This is a genomic window from Pseudomonas brassicacearum (assembly GCF_009601685.2).
Classification (GTDB): domain Bacteria; phylum Pseudomonadota; class Gammaproteobacteria; order Pseudomonadales; family Pseudomonadaceae; genus Aquipseudomonas; species Aquipseudomonas kilonensis_B.
The window spans coordinates 2,167,575-2,185,828 of the sequence record NZ_CP045701.2 but is presented as its reverse complement, the minus strand read 5'-3'; the positions used below and the strand labels follow the sequence as shown (position 1 = coordinate 2,185,828).

The window sequence follows — 18,254 nt, the reverse complement described above, 5'->3', positions numbered from 1 at the left end:
GCGCCTCTCTAGAATATGGGGTGGACGATGGGGATCGAACCCACGACAACGGGAGTCACAATCCCGTGCTCTACCAACTGAGCTACGCCCACCATATTGCCTTGTTGCCTTACTTGTGCCAAAGCTGCCTAATTGGCGCACCCGGCAGGACTCGAACCTGCGACCATCCGCTTAGAAGGCGGATGCTCTATCCAGCTGAGCTACGGGCGCCTTTTTAATCTGTATTCTTGGACGATTACAAACTAAGTGCTTTCAGTTTTGCCGAGTTGAAACAACCAACTCTGCTCCACCTTCTTAACCAGTGCTAGGCTGTGCCCGACAAGTGCGACGAATGTTATAGACGGCCTGATAGGTCGTCAACTCTTTTTTAAAAAAAATTCATTTAATTAAAGGGGTTAGGGGAATTTGCAGACCAAGCGCCTTTGCCCTCACGCCCCGGCATGCGAGAATACGTTCTCTTTTTTTCCCCTCTCGATGGTTAACCACGCGCAATGACTGCACAACTTATCGACGGCAAATCGATCGCCGCCAGCCTGCGCCAGCAGATCGCCCAACGAGTCACCGAGCGCCGCCAGCAAGGCTTGCGCACGCCCGGCCTTGCGGTGATCCTGGTCGGCAGCGATCCTGCCTCTCAGGTTTATGTCTCGCACAAGCGTAAAGACTGTGAAGAGGTCGGCTTCCTTTCCCAGGCCTACGACCTGCCTTCCGAAACCACCCAGCAAGCGTTGGCCGATCTGATCGATCGCCTGAACGATGACCCGAACATCGACGGCGTTCTGCTCCAGCTACCGCTGCCTGAACACCTCGACGCCTCCAAGCTGCTGGAGCGTATCCGCCCGGACAAAGACGTCGATGGCTTCCATCCTTATAACGTCGGTCGCCTGGCCCAGCGTATCCCGTTGCTTCGTCCCTGCACCCCGAAAGGCATCATGACGCTGCTGGAAAGTACTGGCGTTGACCTGTATGGCCTGGACGCCGTAGTGGTGGGTGCGTCCAACATCGTTGGCCGGCCGATGGCCATGGAGCTGCTGCTGGCCGGCTGCACCGTGACCGTGACCCATCGTTTCACCAAGGATCTGGCCGGCCATGTCGGTCGCGCGGACCTGGTGGTGGTGGCCGCCGGCAAACCCGGCCTGGTAAAGGGCGAGTGGATCAAGGAAGGCGCCATCGTCATCGACGTGGGCATCAATCGCCAGGATGACGGCAAGCTGGTGGGCGATGTGGTCTACGAGACCGCCCTGCCCCGCGCTGGCTGGATCACGCCGGTGCCCGGCGGCGTAGGCCCGATGACCCGCGCCTGCCTGCTGGAAAACACGTTGTATGCGGCCGAAACGCTGCACAGCTGATACACGTCAACAAAAACCCTGTGGGAGCGAGCCTGCTCGCGATAGCGATGGACCAGCCAACATCCAGTTGACTGACACACCGCTATCGCGAGCAAGCGCGCTCCCACAGGTGTTTCTGGCGACCGGACTTTAGCCGCCAAATTACAAATTCCTCAGATTCGCCTCGCCAAAATCCCCCTTTCATTAAACTTTATTTATTCGCAAGCCTTGGCGGCACAGGCATATAGCGCTGCTGTCGCCCATACTCCTAGAATGCGACGTTTTTTTAAAAGTCGTTGCTCAACGGCACCTTTAACTCTATCGAGCCTACTCGCGTGAAAATCCGTCTTTCGATCATCAGCCTGTTCATCGCTTTCACAGGCAGCTTTATCACGCAAAATGTCGCAGCACAGGAAACCATCGCGCCCCCACGGAATACAGCCAAGCTACAAGTCGCCTCAGGCAGCGCGATGTTGTTGGACCTGCAGACAGATAAAGTCGTCTATTCGAGCAACCCGGATGTGGTGGTACCCATCGCGTCGGTGACCAAGTTGATGACCGGCCTGATCGTGCTGGATGCCAAACAGAACCTGGATGAATACATCTCCATCACCATCGCCAACACCCCAGAGATGAAGGGCGTGTTTTCCCGGGTCAAGCTCAACAGCGAACTGTCGCGCCGGGACGTGCTGCTGATCGCCCTGATGTCTTCGGAAAACCGTGCCGCCGCCAGCCTCGCCCACCACTATCCGGGCGGCTACGCGGCGTTCATTGCCGCCATGAACGCCAAGGCCAAGGCGCTGGGCATGACCAGCACCCATTACGTCGAACCGACGGGCCTGTCGATCCACAACGTCTCGACCGCCAGGGACCTGACCAAGCTGCTGATCGCCGCGCGCAAGTACCCACTGCTGAGCGAGCTGAGCACCACCAAGGAAAAGACCGTTACCTTCCGCAAGCCTGTGTATAGCCTGGGTTTTCGCAACACCGATCACTTGGTCCACAAGGCCAACTGGGATATCCAGTTGACCAAGACCGGCTTCACCAACGAGGCCGGCCACTGCCTGGTGCTGGTGACGAAGATGGGCAACCGCCCGATGGCGCTGGTGATCCTCGACGCGTTCGGCAAGTACACGCACTTCGCCGATGCCAGCCGGATTCGTAGCTGGGTGGAAACCGGAAAAAGCGCCGCTGTGCCGGCGGTGGCCCTGCAATACAAGGCGGCCAAGAATCTCAAGAGCCGCCAGAGTGGTGTGGTGGAAGCTTCCAAGTAATCCACGAACCCTAAAAGCCCTGACTCGTTCGTGATGCTGTTCACTTAGAAAAAGCGGCGCTTCTTCAGAAATGGGAAGCGCCGTTTTTTTGGTTTTTTGCGGTACTTGTTTTGGTGTGTATATCCGTTGCTGCGGTAACGGATATACACACCAACCCACACCTCTCGGAACAGATAATCCCTAGACCTTCAGGTCACCCAGCGGATCATAAGGCTTGGGCTCAGGCTTGCGCTCATCCTTCTTGTCCAGCGGCGCCTTGGCCGGCCCTACCGGATCAACCTGAGGATCCTCAAGGTCCGGCGAATCCGGATCAAACCCCAAGTCATCACCGCTGGAATGCTCTGACGAATGTGGCCCCGTAGGTGTTTTCGACTGTGCCATGCGTGTCCTCCTCCAATCACGGTCGGAAAATGCCCAACCCTGACGATAAGAGCCTCAGGCCTTCCGGGTTGTGCCCGGCAAGTGACGAACGGGATGAACGATCAATGCGCCGCGCCCAAGGTCTTGGTGGCCCGTGCCGCCGCTTGCTCCTGCCCTGCCCCAGCCAATTCTGCCGCAGCCTTGAGCCACCGCTGCGAGTCGACATTGGCCGGAAGCTGCGTGGGGCGCTGGACCAGCACCGCCCAGCCGCCCGCGCTCTTGAGGGCCGATTCGAAGGCACTGAAGCTCATCGACTGCCGCCGGCTCATGCCCGAGCGTAGTAATACCGTCTGCTTCTGACGATTGTAGCCGGCGACAATCCCATACCGAGGCTCGGCCCAGAACGCCGAACCGTCGATATAGCGCACCAGCACCGGATAGCCTGCCGCAACCTGTTCCAATAACGCGGGCAGCCTGGCGTCGAGCGGATACACCAACAGCCCGTATTCGCGCGCCAGGGTTTGCATATTCTGCTGCAAACCGGCTTCGCCACCCGGCAGGTGCAACGGCTTTTCCAGCAGCCCCGGCGTGATCACCGTGCCTTGCAGCGTCAGCAGGGCCGCCAGGGACTGCGGGGCGCCCTGGTACATTTCGCCACGAAAGAACGGCACGCTGTTGAGTTCCACCCGCTCGGGCAGGCGCTGGATCTGCGGCGACACGCTACCGGCACACCCCACCAGGGCGACGAGGCAGGACAGCGTCAGGACCAGTGATCGAAAAAATGAAATGACTGGCGACATGATGACTCTCTTGTTCAGGCGCCCGGCATCCGGGCCAGGCTTGGGTCGACGATCATAAGGTGCGCACAGTCCTGGGTATAGCCATAAAGACAGTTTTACGAGCGCGATAGAGCGAACCGATCCGTGCCCAACCGCTACGGATCAATTGCCTGAAACACTTGAGCGACTAGACTGTCCATGTATTAGGTGCGTTATCCCGGATTGGGATAAAAGGAGGCACAGATGAGCCTGACAACGACAATTCTGATGCTGATATTCGGCTGGCTGAGCGTAGCCACGGCCATGCTGTGGGGGGTGCTTCGGATCACTCGGCGCCATCATCACGCGCCACCTGCGCAATCGGAAAAAACCACGAAATCCGCCCGACGCCACGCCACCGCACACTGACCACTCGCTATTCAATCGAAAAAAAAGCCACCCGGGCCTCGACCCGGGTGGCTTCTGTCTGCCTGGTATCAGGCGTTGTCAGCCAACGCCCTTTCCCTGGCCCGACGGGACAACATGTTCAACACCTCGATCGCCGCCGAGAACGCCATGGCCGCGTAGATATAGCCCTTGGGCACATGGGCACCGAAGCCTTCGGCGATCAGCGTCATGCCGATCATGATCAGGAAGCCCAGGGCCAGCATCACCACCGTCGGGTTGTCATTGATGAACTTGGACAACGGCTCGGCCGCCAACAACATCACCAGCACCGACACGACGACCGCGATGATCATGATCGGCAAATGCTCGGTCATGCCTACGGCAGTGATGATGCTGTCGATGGAGAACACCAGGTCCAACATCAGGATCTGACCGATTGCCGCGGCAAAACCCAGGGTCACGCCGGACGTGGCCGACTTGGGGTCGTCCGGTGCGGGGTCCATGCTGTGGTGGATTTCAGTGGTCGCTTTCCACAGCAGGAACAGGCCACCGGCGATCAGGATCATGTCTTTCCAAGAGAACGCCTGGCCGAAGATTTCGATGACCGGTTCGGTCAACTGCACAATGAAGGCAATGGTGCTCAACAAGCCCAGGCGCAGGATCAGCGCCATGCCGATACCGACGCGCCGCGCCTTGGCACGATGCTGTTGGGGCAGCTTGTTGGTCAGAATCGAAATGAAGATCAGGTTATCGATGCCAAGCACGATTTCCATCACGACCAGAGTCGCCAGGGCGATCCACGCGGTGGGGCTGGCGGCGAGCTGTAAAAGATAATCCATGGGTCAGTCCTGACTGAATGTGACGCGTTAGATGGTTTTGGTCGGGGTTTGTGTTTCGTCAGCTTCGTCCGCTGGCTCTTTCTTCGGGCTGATCAACCCGCCGGAGGCTTCGCTGATCGCCTGTTCGGCGGCCTTGTGGGTGTCGTCGATGGCCTGCTTGGCGGTTTGTGCTGCCTGCCCCATCAATTGCTGGGCACTTTTTTCAGCCTGTTCACAGCCCACCAGTGTCGCTGCAGATATCACCAACAGAGCTGCAAGCCCCAGGGATTTGTACGTCATGGAATCAATGCCTCTTGAGAGAATAGAAGGCGCACGAAAGTGGCCCGCCAATGGCCAGGCATTCTAGAGAGGCGGATACTTCAGGAAAATTCGTATTTTCAGCGGTTATACTTCGGTTTTTACGAATCCGCGTGAACCCATGCTCAATTACCGACAATTGCATTACTTCTGGGTGGTAGCGAAAACCGGCAGCATCGTGCGCGCGTGCGAGCAGTTGAACCTGACCCCACAGACCATCAGCGGGCAGATCTCCCTGTTCGAGCAGACCTATAACATCAAGCTGTTTCGCCGCGTCGGACGACAGCTGGAACTGACCGAGGCCGGCCGCCAGACCTTGCCCTACGCCGAACACATGTTCCAGTTGGGCGGTGAGCTGGAATTGATGCTGCGAGCCCAGCCCAACGAGCAGCAAACCCTGTTTCGGGTCGGGGTGGCGGATGTGGTGCCCAAATCCATTGTCTACCGGCTGCTGGCGCCGACCATGGAGTTGAGTGAGCCGCTGCGCATCACCTGCCGCGAGGACAAGCTCGAACGGTTGCTGGCGGACCTGGCGATCCAGCGTCTGGACCTGGTGATTTCCGACAGCCCGATGCCAACTCACCTGGACATCAAGGGCTACAGCCAGAAGCTGGGGGAATGCGGGATCAGCTTTTTCGCCACCGCCGCGCTGGCCGAACGCTACGGGCCGGATTTTCCCCATGGCCTGCATGACGCTCCGCTGCTGATTCCCGGGCCGGAAACTGTCGTGCGCAGCCGCTTGCAGCGCTGGTTCGCCGAGCAACAGATCCAGCCGCGCATCATCGGCGAGTTCGACGACAGCGCATTGATGCAGGCCTTCGGTCAATCAGGCAGCGGGATTTTCATCGGCCCAAGCGTGATCGCCGAAGAGGTCAAGCGCCAATGCGGCGTAGAGGTGATTGGCCAGACCGATGCGGTGAGCGAATCCTTCTACGCCATTTCCGTGGAGCGCAAGGTCAGCCACCCTGGCATCGTCGCGATTGCCGAAGGCGCGCGTCGCGAGTTGTTCAGCGCTTAGCAGGTGACACGAGGTTTGAAGGTCATCAAAAGCAACGCCAGCAGGATCGATACGAAGATGAACCCGGCCGCCGCAAACCCGACACTGCCCAGGCCCAGGGTATCGATGACCCGGCCACCGACCATCGCCCCCAAGCCAATCCCCAGGTTGGCCCCGGCAATGTTCAACGAAGCGGCAAAGGCCGGGGCCTGCGGGGCCGCCTTCATCAGCCGCACATGGCTGACCAGGAACAAGGCCGCCTGGGTCACGCCCCAAATGCCCATCGCCGCCGCCAGCGCGAGAGGCGAATGAATGCTCGGCACCAACGCCACCATGCCGCCGATCAGGAACAGGCAGAACACCATCGACGCAATCAACGGATGCCGGTCCACCGCCCGGCCGCCCAGGGAGTTGCCCAGCAGCCCGACGGCGCCGAAGCCCATCAGGCACCACCCCACCAGGGTGCCATCGAACCCGGCGAGGCGTTCGAGGATGTCCGCCAGATAGGTGTAGGCGGTGAACATGCCGCTGAACACCAGGATCGATAACAGCACATGCCCTTGCATCAACGGGCTGCGCAGGATCTTGAATTGCGAACGAAAGCTCACCTGATGCTGGTGCAGGTTGGTTTTCGGCAAGTAGATAAACAGCAGCAACGCCTTGGCGAAGGCGATGACTGCCAGGATCGCAAACGCGCTGCGCCAGCCAAACGCATCGGAAATCAACGTGCCCACGGGAATGCCGAACACCGTGGCACAGACGATGCCGAAGCCGATCCGGGCAATGGCCCGCCCGGCCAACTGGGGCCCGACAATGTCCACCGCCGTTTCGCTGGCCAGCGCCCAGAACACCGGCAGGCCCAGGGCCGGAATCAACCGGGCAACGGCCATCACCCAGATGTTGGGGGCGAAGGCAGCGAGCATGTTGGCCAGGCCGAACATCACCAGCACGCTGATAAACAACTTGCGCCGCTCGAAGCGGGCGAACCAGGCCGTCAGGAATGGTCCGAACGCCGCCACGGTAAACGCGAACAATGTCACCAGCAGCCCGGCCTGGGGAATGCTGACGTGCAGGTCGCGGGCGATGGAAGGTAACAGGCCAACGATGACGAATTCCGTGGTCAGCACGGTAAAACCGGCGGCCGACAACAGGAAAATGGGTAACAACATGCAGAACTCCGGCAAAACGACGACACCAGCGTCAGCCCAAGGGCTCGCTGGCGGATATAGAAAGGTGATGACGGCAAGCCTAACAGAATGCGTTCACCAGACAAAACGCGCTTGAACACCCGAGTGACGGATCGTCACAGGTCCGTCAGATTTTTCATCGGGCTGTGATAAAGTCCGCGGCCTGCAAACGCCGTACTTTCTCTCGGTCCGCTCATGTGGCCTGCCCGCTTGTTGCCCTGACTCGTCGACCGTCGCACACAATAAAATCAGAGATGCCGCTATGACAGCTTCGTCCGTTACCCCTATGCAACGCCTCAAACGCACCAGCCTGGTGACGCAAATCATCATCGGTCTGATCGCCGGTATCGTCCTGGCATGGCTGGCGCCCGACCTGGCCAAGTCCACCGAATTCATCGGCAAGGTCTTCGTGTCCGCGCTCAAGGCCGTGGCACCGATCCTGGTGTTCGTGCTGGTCATGGCCTCGATCGCCAACCACAAGCATGGCCAGCAAACCCATATCCGGCCGATTCTGTTCCTCTACCTGCTGGGCACTTTCGCCGCGGCGGTGGTCGCGGTGGTTGCCAGTACGCTGTTTCCATCCAGCCTCGTGCTGTCGACCCAAGACGTCGCGATCACGGCACCTGGCGGCATCAGCGAGGTGCTGCAAAGCCTGCTGCTGAGCGTGGTGGACAACCCGGTCCGGGCCCTGCTCAACGGTAATTTCATCGGCATTCTGGCCTGGGCCATCGGCATGGGCGTCGCCATTCGTCATGCCGGCCAGACCACCCGTACCGTGCTCGAAGACCTGTCCCACGGCGTGACTGTCATCGTGCGCGTGGTGATCCGCTTCGCACCGCTGGGGATCTTCGGGCTGGTCGCCTCGACGCTGTCCACCTCCGGCTTCGGCGCGCTGCTCGGTTACCTGCACCTGCTCACCGTGCTGATCGGCTGCATGCTGTTCGTGGCGTTGGTGGTCAACCCACTGATCGTATTCTGGAAACTGCGTCGCAACCCCTATCCGCTGGTATTCACCTGCCTGCGCGAGAGTGGCATCACGGCGTTTTTCACCCGCAGCTCGGCGGCGAACATTCCGGTGAACCTGGAACTGAGCAAACGCCTGGGCCTGCACGAGGACACCTATTCGGTGTCGATCCCGCTGGGCGCGACCATCAACATGGCAGGCGCCGCCATTACCATCACCGTGCTGGCCCTGGCGGCCGTGCATACCCTGGGTATTGCAGTGGATATGCCAACGGCTGTGCTGTTGAGCATTGTGGCAGCCGTTAGCGCATGCGGCGCCTCCGGGGTGGCCGGCGGTTCGCTGCTGCTGATTCCCCTGGCGTGCAGCCTGTTTGGCATTCCCAGCGAAATCGCCATGCAAGTGGTCGCGGTAGGTTTCATCATCGGCGTCCTGCAGGACTCGGCGGAGACGGCGCTGAACTCGTCTACGGATGTGCTGTTCACGGCGGCGGCATGCCTGGGTGAGGAAGAGAAGCTCGCGCGTACGGCGTAACAACTGCGGTGGCTATTGGATTGTTATCGCGAGCAAGCTCGCGATAGCGGTGGCACATCGGCCAAGGATGTGCCAGACAGCCACAAAAAAGCCCGGGAACGGCCCACACCGTCCCGGGCTTTTTCATGCCTGCGGGGTTAGAACGCGCCCATGTAGTCGCGCTTGCCCACTTCCACGCCATTGTGGCGCAGCAAGGCGTAGGCGGTGGTGACGTGGAAGAAGAACTGCGGCAGGCCGTAGGTCAGCAGGTAGTTCTGGCCGCTGAAGCGCTTTTCCTTCGGCGTGCCTGGACGGGTAACGATTTCGATGCCTTCCTTGCCATCGATCTGCTCAGGGCGGATGCCGTCGATGAAAGCCAGGACCTTGGCGATCAAGGCTTGCAGCTCGGCGAACGTGGTCTCGCTGTCGTCATACTTCGGCACTTCGATCTCGGCCAGGCGTGCAGACACACCTTTGGCGAAGTCCACCGCGATCTGCACCTGGCGCACCAGCGGGAACATGTCCGGGTACAGGCGAGCTTGCAGGAAGGCGTTCGGGTCGATGTTCTTCGCGGTGGCGTGGGCTTCGGCCTTGTTCAGAACGTCGCTCAACGCGTTGAGCATCTGCTTGAAAACCGGGACGGAAGCGGCGTACAGGGAAATAGTCATGGCGATCTCTTGCAGGTGACAGGAAAGAATCAATCAAACGGCTGCGATTATAGCCACGGCGTGTTGCACGGCTTGTCTTTTATTGCGCAAGGATTAGGCTAGGCGGCTTCCACAGCATAGGGAACGCGCGATGAGCATCGAAGAACAACACCAGGCTGAAGAACCGCGGCTCAATAGCACGGAAATCCGCATCCTCGGCGCGCTGGTCGAGAAGCAGGCCACCAACCCCGAGACCTACCCGCTGACCCTCAACGCCCTGGTACTGGCCTGCAACCAGAAAACCAGCCGCGAACCGGTGATGAACCTCAATCCGGGCCAGGTCGGCCAGAGCCTGCGGGCACTGGAAGGTCGCGGCTTTACCAAACTGGTGATGGGCAGCCGCGCCGACCGCTGGGAGCATCGGGTCGACAAAGCCCTGGAGCTGGTACCCGCCCAGGTGGTCCTGATGGGCCTGCTGTTCCTGCGTGGTCCGCAAACGGTCAATGAGCTACTGACCCGTAGCGGGCGGATGCACGACTTCGAAGACGCCGAACAAGTGGTGCACCAACTTGAACGCCTGATCGCCCGTGGGCTGGCACTGCTGGTGCCACGCCAGGCCGGCCAGCGCGAAGACCGCTATGTGCACGCCATGGGCGACCCGGCGGACATCGAAGCGATTCTCGCCGCCCGCCAGCACCCGGTGGAGCGCGGTGCCGGCAGCGGTGTCTCGCTCGAACGCATCGAAGAACTCGAAGCCCGGATCGCGGCCCTGGAAGAACGCCTGGCGCGGCTGGAATAATTGCTGGAATCGCCAGTAGCGCTGTGTAGGAGCTGTCGAGAGCAACGAGGCTGCGATCTTGTTCCAGACAATTGAGTCGAGAGCGAAAGATCAAAATCAAAAGATCGTCCGAACGCGGCCCGAGCCTTCGACAGCTGCTACATGGACCGGGCGAAGGCCACGGCTTTTTCAAATTGCTCCAGGTTGGGCCGCACGCCGGTGTACAGCACGAACTGTTCCAAGGCCTGGATCGCAATGACTTCCAGCCCGGTGATGACCCGTTTGCCTTCGGCCCGGGCGCGCACGATCAGTGGCGTTTCCGACGGGATCGCCACGACATCGAACACGGTCTCGGCCGTGGCGATGATCTGGGGCTCAAACGCCAACTGGTCGGCCTCCGGGCCGCCAGTCATGCCGATCGGCGTGACGTTGATCAGCATCTGTGGCCGTCGGGTACCCAGGTCAGCTTGCCATTCATACCCCAGGGACTCGGCCAGGGCCTGCCCGGCGGCTTCATTGCGGGCAACGATCAGCCCGTTCTTGTAGCCGCCATCGCGCAAGGCACTGGCCACAGCCTTGGCCATGCCGCCGCTGCCGCGCAGGGCAAAGGTCGATTCCTTGGGCACGGCGTGGCTTTGCAACAACTGGGCGATAGCGATGTAGTCGGTGTTGTAGGCCTTCAGATGGCCGTTGGTATTGACGATGGTGTTGATGGACTGGATCGCGGCGGCGGAAGGGTCCAGCTCGTCCACCAGGGCAATGCAGGCTTCCTTGAACGGCATCGACACGCCGCATCCACGAATACCCAGGGCGCGGATACCGCCCACGGCGCCAGGCAGGTCCTGGCTGCTGAACGCCTTGTAATAGAAATTCAGGCCCAATTGTTCATACAGGTGATTATGAAAGCGCAGGCCGAAGTTTCCGGGACGCCCCGATAGCGACATGCACAATTGGGTGTCTTTGTTGGGATTGATCTGCATGCGTGTCTCCTTGCAATTCACTTTCGGACAGACGGAATCACCGCTGCGAAGGCTTTATTCGATGATGATACCGCCAGCCCCAGCCAGGTCTAAGGCGCCTGGATAACGCGGTGCGGTAAAGAAAAGCGCTACAGACCTTACACAATATTTACCCAACGGCGCCGCAAATCCTGAGAAAATCGTTGTCAGAGCAAGTATCCCCGCGACCCTCATCGGGTCTGTTGCAGGCCACAAGCGTCGGGGCCGAAACGAGGAACAGCCATGAATCGTAAACTTCCCATCATCGCCCTGCTCATGGGGGCACTCGCGGTCACCGGCCAGGCATCCGCCCACGGTCGTGGTGGTTGGGAGGGGCCCGCAGTGTTTGGCGCCATTGTCGGTTCGGCCATCGTTGGCTCGGCCCTCATCAACCGTGATCGTCCGGTGTATGTGCAGCAACCGGTCTACGTCCAGCCACAGCCGGTCTATGTGCAACAACCACCGCCGGTCTATTACCAGCCACAGCCGGTTTACGTGGAGCGGCCGATCTACTATCGCCCAGCGCCGGTGTATTACGGGCCACCACGAGGCTACTACTATGGCCCGCCTCGTGGTCATTACGGTCGCTGGTAATCAGCCTCCCGCGTGCTACAAAAAAGCCTGTGATCAATGATCACAGGCTTTTTTGTATTCGCTGGCTAACCCTGTGGCGAGGGCGCCTGCTCCTGGTCTACGCCGTAGAAGCTATGTAGGAGCTATGTAGGAGCTGTTGAGTGCAACGAGGCTGCGATCTTTCCCCAGACACTTGAATCTCAAGCGAAAGATCAAGATCAAGATCAAGATCAAGATCAAAAGATCGCAGGCTTCGCCAGCTCCTACAGAGCCCAGCGGGACCAAGCTCCCCTCGCCACGGTGTACTCGTCAGACGTGCTCGCTGCTTTTGAGTCGTACCGGCGCATGCTCCGCCGCCCCGTGAACAGGCTCAGCCACCACGGGAATCTCGTTGCCATCGCAGTCGTGCAGCTTGCCATCGCTGAAGTAATCACCTTCACGCAGCGCAGCCAGGTCCTGGTAGCGCAGCACCCGCTCGGTGCCAGCGGCAAAAACCGATTGCTGGTCGGAGTTGCCCGCGGTGAAGTGGTTGAACGCCAGGTTCAGCGTGATCGCCATGATTGCCGAAGAACTGATGCCCGAATGAAAGATGGTCGCAAACCAGCTCGGGAAGTGGTCATAGAAGTTCGGTGCGGCGATAGGAATCATGCCAAAGCCAATGGAGGTGGCGACGATGATCAGGTTGACGTTGTTGCGGTAATCGACCTTCGACAGCGTGCGAATACCACTGGCAGCCACCGTACCGAACAGCACGATGCCGGCACCGCCCAGTACCGAGGTCGGCACCGCCGCGATCACCCGGCCCATGAACGGTAGCAGGCCGAGCACCACCAGGAATACCCCGCCAGTCGCCACTACGAAACGGCTCTTGATCCCGGTCACCGCCACCAGCCCGACGTTCTGGGCAAAGGCACTCTGGGTAAAGGAGCCGAAGATCGGCGCGATCATGCTCGACAGCATGTCGGCCCGCAAACCGTTGCCCAGACGCCTGGAGTCGACTTTGGTGTCGATGATCTCGCCCACGGCCAGGATGTCGGCGGAGGTTTCCACCAGGGTCACCATGATCACAATGCACATCGACAGGATCGCGGCGATGTGGAAAGTCGGCATACCGAAATGGAACGGTGTCGGGAAGCCGAACATCGGGCCTTGGCTGACCGATGAGAAGTCCGCCATGCCGAGGAACACGGCGATGACAGTACCAATGACCATCGCCAACAAAATCGACAACCGCGAGATGGTTGCATTGCCCATTTTGCTCAGCACAAGCACCAGCACCAGGGTCACCGCGGCCAGGCCGATATTGGCCATGCTGCCGAAATCAGCGGCGTGGCTGTTACCTCCCATGGCCCATCGCGCCGCCACCGGCATCAGGGTCAGGCCGATGGTGGTGATCACGATGCCAGTGACCAGTGGCGGAAAGAACCGGGTGATGCGGGAAAACACCGGGGTGATCAGCAGACCAATCAGGGACGCGGCGATCACCGCGCCGAGGATGGCTTGAAAGCCGCCCTCCCCGCCGCTGCCGACAATCGCCACCATGGTCGCGACGCCCGAGAACGATACGCCCTGCACCAAGGGTAACTGGCAGCCGAAAAACGGCAGGCCGAGGGTTTGCAGCAACGTTGCCAGGCCCCCCGCGAACAATGACGCGGCAATCAACAGACCGATGTCCGCGGGCGAGAGCCCGGCCGCCTGGCCGATGATCAATGGCACGGCGACGATGCCACCGTACATGGTCAACACATGTTGCAGGCCGTAAGCCATATTCGCGCCGACGCCAAGGTTTTCGTCCTCGGGCCGTGGGAGTGAAACATGGGGCGTTTTCATGGTTCGGGGATTCCCTGTTTTTTGTTATGGGCACACTGTATTCAAAACTCAGGACAAATGTCCATAGAGTTGTATACAACTTGTTGCCATTCGCAGGAACAGGATCCCCCGGCCAACTGTTTTCTATGCCTGGAGCAACCCCACGATCGCCAGCTGCAACAGCTCGCGCGGCGGTACGCGCAAGCCAAATTCTTGTTCCAGCAAGTCGATCAACTCATCGGTGTCGGTGATCAACCGGCGCTCGCTTTCCTGCCCCATCCGGTGCACCGCATAGCTGTTGCCGTTCAGGGTCTTGCGCAGCCCATCGCCGGTGCGGGCGACCATCAACCGCCCCATGAACGGGGACTCCGGGTGGCTGCTGACGTACCAATTACCGAGGGTGTAGTCGATGTCTTCCTGGCGTTGCAGATCGAACAAGTACATCGGCCGCCATTCGTCGGCGACGTTGGCGCGCAACAGGTAACCGTCCGCATGGGTATCGATGCGGTACGGCTCATGGGGCGTGACTTGTGCTTCACGGCTGTCCAGCAGCAACGGCGCAGTGGGCACCATGCCACCAAAGCCGACGTCGGTGATGTAGCGCACACCGTCGAACGTCACCAGGCTCAACCGATGGGTTCGGGCAGCCCAGGTGCCTTCGGGCGCGTTCATCACCACGCGCCCGGTGATGCCGCGAGCGTCGAAACCCAGCGCCTGCAACAACGCCAGGAACAATTGGTTGAGTTCATAGCAATAGCCGCCGCGCCCTTGTTCGAAAATTTTTCGTTCGACCGATTCAAGATCGATGGGCACGGGTTGACGCAGCAACGTCGACAGGGTTTCAAAAGGGAATTCGGCGGTATGGCGCTGCTGCAGTTGACGCAACGTGTCGAGGGTCGGCGCTGGGGGGGCGTCGAAACCCAGGCGCCGCAGATAGCGGGCCGTGTCGCTCAGTTGGGGATGACTCATGAGGGGTGTCCTTTTCCAGGGTCGGCGCTGCGCTCACGACAAGCGCACGGCTATTGGCCGCCAGATATAAGGCATTCCCCTCACAGAGACAACAATCGACCGAGATGCCTCGCCTGGTCACCGCCGCTTGCGTGACGCCAGCCGGATCCACGTAGGCGCATGGTCGCTGGGGTGGGGTTGGTTCCGGACCCAGGCGTCCACACCGGCCTCGCTCAGGTAGGCGCTGGCCACCGGGTTGAGCAGCAGGTGATCGATGCGCAGCCCGGAGTTTTTCTGCCAGTGCTGGCGAAAGTAATCCCAGAAGGTGTAGATCCGCTCGTCCGGATACAGGTGGCGCAACGAATCGGTCCAGCCCTGGTCCAGCAGCCGCTGATAGCACGCGCGGCTTTCGGGCTGTAACAGCGCATCCTTGAGCCAGGAGCGCGGGTTGTAGATGTCCATGTCGGTGGGCACCACATTGTAGTCACCGGCCAGCACCACGGGATGATCACTGGCCTGCAACCCTTGGGCGTATTCAATGAGCCGTTCGAACCACGCCAGCTTGTAGTCGAACTTCGGCCCCGGTTGGGGGTTGCCGTTGGGCAGGTACAGGCAGCCCACCAGCACGCCATGCACCGCCGCCTCCAGATAGCGACTGTGACTGTCATCCTCCCCGCCGGGCAGGCCTCGGCGGCTCTCCAGCGGCTGCGCGTCACGGGCCAGGATCGCGACACCGTTCCAGGACGCCTGTCCATGCCAGATCGCCCCATACCCCACCGACTCCAGCTCCGCCGCCGGGAAATCCTTGTCCACGGCCTTGAGCTCCTGCAAGCAGGCAATGTCGGGCTTTTCCCGCTCCAACCAATCCAGCAGGTTGGGCAGCCGGGCCCGGATGCCATTGATGTTGAAGGTCGCGATCCGAAGGTTTTTCATAGCGCCAGAACTCGAAAGGCCAAGTCACAGTTGAGACCGACAAACGGGCTGGGTGGTTGCAACAGGTTTTCAGGAACCCGTTTTCGACAAGGGCTGGCCTTTCTCCAACAAGCGCGCAAAGGCTTGCTTGTCGATCGGCCGGCTGAGGAAATAACCCTGCACTTCGTGGCATTGGTCCGAGCCCAATGAACCGAGCTGGGCCAGGGTCTCCACGCCCTCGGCAGTCACAGTCAGCCCCATGGCCTTGCCCAGGTTGATGATCGCTTGTACCACGGCGCGGTCGTTGCTGCTGTTGCTCATCGAAGCAATGAAGCGCTTGTCGATCTTGATGCCATCGAATGGATAGGTGCGCAGATAACCGAGGGACGAATAACCGGTACCGAAATCGTCCATGTTCAAGCGCACGCCCAGCTCCTTGAGGGCATTCATGACCTGCAGAGCGCCATCAACGTCATTGAGCATCACGTTTTCAGTGATCTCCAGTTCCAGGCGACTCGCCGGGAAACGGGTTTCGACCAACACCTGTCGCACATCCTCCACGACATCGCTGCGCTCGAACTGCGCCGGTGACAGATTCACCGAGACCATCAATTGTCCCGGCCAGGTCAGTGCGGTTTCGCAGGCCTCGCGCAATACCCATCGCGAAAGCGGGACAATCAGGTCGGTTTGCTCGGCCAATGGGATGAAGGCGTCGGGGCTCAACAAGCCTTGGGTCGGATGCTGCCAGCGAACCAACGCCTCGACCGCCACGATCTCCCGACCATCGACGGTGTAGCGCGGCTGGAAATGCAGGACGAATTCGTTTTTCTTCACAGCCTGGCGCAGGTCGCTTTCCAGTTGGCGCCGGTGCTGGATCTGATCGTTCATCTGCGAGGCGAAATAGCACCAGGTTTTCTTGCCCTCGGACTTGGCCTGGTACAAGGCAATGTCAGCGCAGCGGATCAGTTCTCCGGGCACATAACCCTGGCGACGGCTGACAGCGATACCAATGCTGGCGCCGATGTGCAACGAATGGGTTTCGTAGAGGATCGGCTGCTGCAGGCTGTCGATCAGCCGCTCACAGAATCGATCGATCTCAGTGGTGTGCTCCATCCCGTTGAGCACCAACACGAACTCGTCTCCCCCCAGGCGCGCCACCAGGTCTTGCTCACGGGTGCAGTCGCGCAGTCGCTGGGCCACTTCCAGCAGCACCGCGTCGCCGGCCGGGTGGCCGAGGGAGTCGTTGATCGGCTTGAAGTTGTCCAGGTCGACCATCAGCAAGGTCAGCGGCGCGGAATGCTCCTTGGCCACCAGCGCATCATCCAGGTGCCGCGCCAACTTGTTACGGTTCGGCAGGCCGGTCAGCGCATCGTGCATCGACAGATGCTGGACCTGGGCATGGGCCGCCACTTCATCGGTGATGTCGCTGGCGGTGCCGCGATAGCCCACCACCTCGGTCTTGTTGTAGATCGGGCGTGCCGATACACGGCAGAAGCGCAATTGCCCGGAGTAATCGCGGTAGGAACAGCGCAAGTTGCTGTTGTTCTGTTCCTCCGTCAACTTGCCCAGCCAGCGGGCAATCGGCGTGGTGTCGCAATACAGCAGTTGCTCGATGTCCTGCCCCAGCCATTGCTGGTCGGAAAAACCGGTGACCGTATTGAAACGCCCCGACAGATAAGTGATGCGTTGCTGGCCGTCGATTTCCCATATCCAGTCGGAGGCCGCCTCGGCCACGGCCCGGAAGCGCTCTTCGCTGGCCTCGAGGGCATGCGCCGACTGTTCCAGGCTGTCGTAACTGGCGTCCACATGCCGTGCCGTGCGCAATGCATAGCGAAAAAAGTAGGCAGTCAGCAGTGCCAGAATCAGCAATGCACCACCCAACGGCGGCACCAGGGACCAGAGCAATTGCTGGCCCGGTCGCTCCAGGCGCGACACCAGACTAAAGCCAGTACTGTCCAGCGGCACCGCCGGCTGGCCGGGCTCAAGCGCGGTGTCTTTCTTGAGATTCAAGTCGGTGAGGCCATAACTCTTGCCCAGCTTGCGCAGCTTGACGGGCGTCAGTTGGTCGACGAACAGCAGGACCGAGGTGCCTTTGGACTCGACCTGGGGCCGTTCGTCGTTGGGCAGAATCACCGAAGCCGTGACGATGGCCGGCCAGCCCTCGAACAACGTGTAGCGGATCGTCGACTTTGTCAGGTCAGGCTGCGCCTGGAGCTGGTCCACCAGGTCCGTCAGCGGCGCATTCATATAAACCGCAGCTTCATCCTGGACATTGCGCCCGCGCACCACGGCATATTTGGTGCGTTGCCGATCAATGACAAACACACCCTCGTATTCATCATTGGTGAACAGGGTCTTGCCCATGTTCTGTTCGGCGTAGGCCCATTGCACGTCGACCTCGCCGTTGAGGTGGTCGTAGGCCGTGGTCCAATAGGCGTAACTGGCGATGTAGTTTTTTGAGGCGGTGATGCGATTCTCGAGGGCGCGCTCGATATAGAAATGCGTCTTGCGCACATCCTCGGCGTCCAGCTTTTGCGCAATATTGAACAATGCGGCAACCGCCACCAGGACGCCCAGGACAAACATCGCCCCGAGCGCCACGACCAGGCGACGGGTAATCGGTGTGTGACGCGCAGTGTTCGAAGGGCTATCGGCAGTGGAATCCATTGA

The 18,254-nt window shown here is 60.2% G+C and carries 18 protein-coding genes and 2 tRNA genes; 7 read left to right on the top strand and 13 right to left on the bottom strand.

Going from position 1 to position 18,254, the window contains the following annotated elements; translation table 11 throughout:
* Positions 1-16: 16 nt before the first annotated feature.
* Positions 17-92 (bottom strand) — tRNA-His (locus tag GFU70_RS09595).
* A gap of 41 nt (positions 93-133) precedes the next feature.
* Positions 134-210: transfer RNA gene (locus GFU70_RS09590), tRNA-Arg, on the bottom strand.
* A gap of 281 nt (positions 211-491) precedes the next feature.
* Here GFU70_RS09590 and folD point away from each other — a divergent pair.
* A complete protein-coding gene (gene folD, locus GFU70_RS09585) occupies positions 492-1,346 on the top strand; it encodes a bifunctional methylenetetrahydrofolate dehydrogenase/methenyltetrahydrofolate cyclohydrolase FolD (RefSeq protein WP_039589132.1) in 855 nt (284 codons plus the stop codon).
* 314 nt (positions 1,347-1,660) lie between these two features.
* The gene (gene pbpG / locus GFU70_RS09580; RefSeq protein ID WP_116642803.1) at positions 1,661-2,599 is read left to right on the top strand and encodes a D-alanyl-D-alanine endopeptidase; all 939 of its coding nucleotides are present in this window, start codon (positions 1,661-1,663) and stop codon (positions 2,597-2,599) included.
* Between the two features lie 180 nt (positions 2,600-2,779).
* Here pbpG and GFU70_RS09575 read toward each other — a convergent pair whose 3' ends face one another.
* Both GFU70_RS09575 and GFU70_RS09570 read right to left on the bottom strand, forming a co-directional pair.
* The gene (locus tag GFU70_RS09575) at positions 2,780-2,980 is read right to left on the bottom strand and encodes a DUF6021 family protein (RefSeq protein ID WP_058545633.1); all 201 of its coding nucleotides are present in this window, start codon (positions 2,978-2,980) and stop codon (positions 2,780-2,782) included.
* Between the two features lie 101 nt (positions 2,981-3,081).
* The gene (locus GFU70_RS09570; RefSeq protein ID WP_058545632.1) at positions 3,082-3,759 is read right to left on the bottom strand and encodes a hypothetical protein; all 678 of its coding nucleotides are present in this window, start codon (positions 3,757-3,759) and stop codon (positions 3,082-3,084) included.
* Positions 3,760-3,981: 222 nt separating this feature from the next.
* On the opposite strand from GFU70_RS09570, the gene GFU70_RS09565 reads away from it, so the two are divergent.
* Complete coding sequence (locus GFU70_RS09565) at positions 3,982-4,146, top strand: hypothetical protein (protein ID WP_003199851.1); 165 nt, start codon at positions 3,982-3,984, stop codon at positions 4,144-4,146.
* Between the two features lie 68 nt (positions 4,147-4,214).
* Here GFU70_RS09565 and GFU70_RS09560 read toward each other — a convergent pair whose 3' ends face one another.
* The gene (locus tag GFU70_RS09560) at positions 4,215-4,964 is read right to left on the bottom strand and encodes a TerC family protein (RefSeq protein ID WP_116642804.1); all 750 of its coding nucleotides are present in this window, start codon (positions 4,962-4,964) and stop codon (positions 4,215-4,217) included.
* Between the two features lie 27 nt (positions 4,965-4,991).
* Positions 4,992-5,243: a hypothetical protein gene (locus GFU70_RS09555; RefSeq protein ID WP_058545630.1), complete on the bottom strand. Its 252-nt coding sequence runs from the start codon at positions 5,241-5,243 to the stop codon at positions 4,992-4,994.
* A 139-nt stretch (positions 5,244-5,382) separates the two neighbouring features.
* Between GFU70_RS09555 and nhaR the strand changes: the two genes are divergently transcribed.
* Positions 5,383-6,279 (top strand): transcriptional activator NhaR, encoded by an 897-nt coding sequence (gene nhaR, locus GFU70_RS09550; RefSeq protein WP_153387930.1) that lies wholly within the window; start codon positions 5,383-5,385, stop codon positions 6,277-6,279.
* On the opposite strand, the gene GFU70_RS09545 is transcribed toward nhaR, so the two are convergent.
* Positions 6,276-7,427: an MFS transporter gene (locus GFU70_RS09545; protein WP_058545628.1), complete on the bottom strand. Its 1,152-nt coding sequence runs from the start codon at positions 7,425-7,427 to the stop codon at positions 6,276-6,278. The two genes, nhaR and GFU70_RS09545, sit on opposite strands and share 4 nt — an antisense overlap.
* 280 nt (positions 7,428-7,707) lie before the next feature.
* On the opposite strand from GFU70_RS09545, the gene sstT reads away from it, so the two are divergent.
* The gene (gene sstT, locus GFU70_RS09540) at positions 7,708-8,940 is read left to right on the top strand and encodes a serine/threonine transporter SstT (RefSeq protein WP_058545627.1); all 1,233 of its coding nucleotides are present in this window, start codon (positions 7,708-7,710) and stop codon (positions 8,938-8,940) included.
* Positions 8,941-9,077: 137 nt separating this feature from the next.
* On the opposite strand, the gene GFU70_RS09535 is transcribed toward sstT, so the two are convergent.
* A complete protein-coding gene (locus GFU70_RS09535) occupies positions 9,078-9,587 on the bottom strand; it encodes a DUF1993 family protein (protein WP_058545626.1) in 510 nt (169 codons plus the stop codon).
* A gap of 130 nt (positions 9,588-9,717) precedes the next feature.
* Here GFU70_RS09535 and GFU70_RS09530 point away from each other — a divergent pair, with 130 nt between their 5' ends.
* Entirely contained in the window at positions 9,718-10,365 is a 648-nt protein-coding gene (locus GFU70_RS09530) for a YceH family protein (protein WP_058545625.1), read from the top strand.
* Positions 10,366-10,502: 137 nt separating this feature from the next.
* Here GFU70_RS09530 and GFU70_RS09525 read toward each other — a convergent pair whose 3' ends face one another.
* A complete protein-coding gene (locus tag GFU70_RS09525; RefSeq protein WP_153387929.1) occupies positions 10,503-11,324 on the bottom strand; it encodes a shikimate 5-dehydrogenase in 822 nt (273 codons plus the stop codon).
* Positions 11,325-11,585: 261 nt separating this feature from the next.
* Between GFU70_RS09525 and GFU70_RS09520 the strand changes: the two genes are divergently transcribed.
* A complete protein-coding gene (locus GFU70_RS09520) occupies positions 11,586-11,936 on the top strand; it encodes a hypothetical protein (protein WP_058545623.1) in 351 nt (116 codons plus the stop codon).
* Between the two features lie 288 nt (positions 11,937-12,224).
* On the opposite strand, the gene GFU70_RS09515 is transcribed toward GFU70_RS09520, so the two are convergent.
* The 4 genes from GFU70_RS09515 to GFU70_RS09500 form a co-directional block, all read right to left on the bottom strand.
* Positions 12,225-13,745: a nucleobase:cation symporter-2 family protein gene (locus GFU70_RS09515; RefSeq protein WP_058545622.1), complete on the bottom strand. Its 1,521-nt coding sequence runs from the start codon at positions 13,743-13,745 to the stop codon at positions 12,225-12,227.
* 123 nt (positions 13,746-13,868) lie between these two features.
* Entirely contained in the window at positions 13,869-14,693 is an 825-nt protein-coding gene (locus tag GFU70_RS09510; RefSeq protein ID WP_153387928.1) for an arylamine N-acetyltransferase family protein, read from the bottom strand.
* A gap of 117 nt (positions 14,694-14,810) precedes the next feature.
* Entirely contained in the window at positions 14,811-15,605 is a 795-nt protein-coding gene (gene xth / locus GFU70_RS09505; protein WP_153387927.1) for an exodeoxyribonuclease III, read from the bottom strand.
* A gap of 69 nt (positions 15,606-15,674) precedes the next feature.
* Positions 15,675-18,251, bottom strand: coding sequence for an EAL domain-containing protein (locus tag GFU70_RS09500; protein ID WP_153387926.1), 2,577 nt, complete (start codon positions 18,249-18,251; stop codon positions 15,675-15,677).
* Positions 18,252-18,254: the final 3 nt, after the last annotated feature.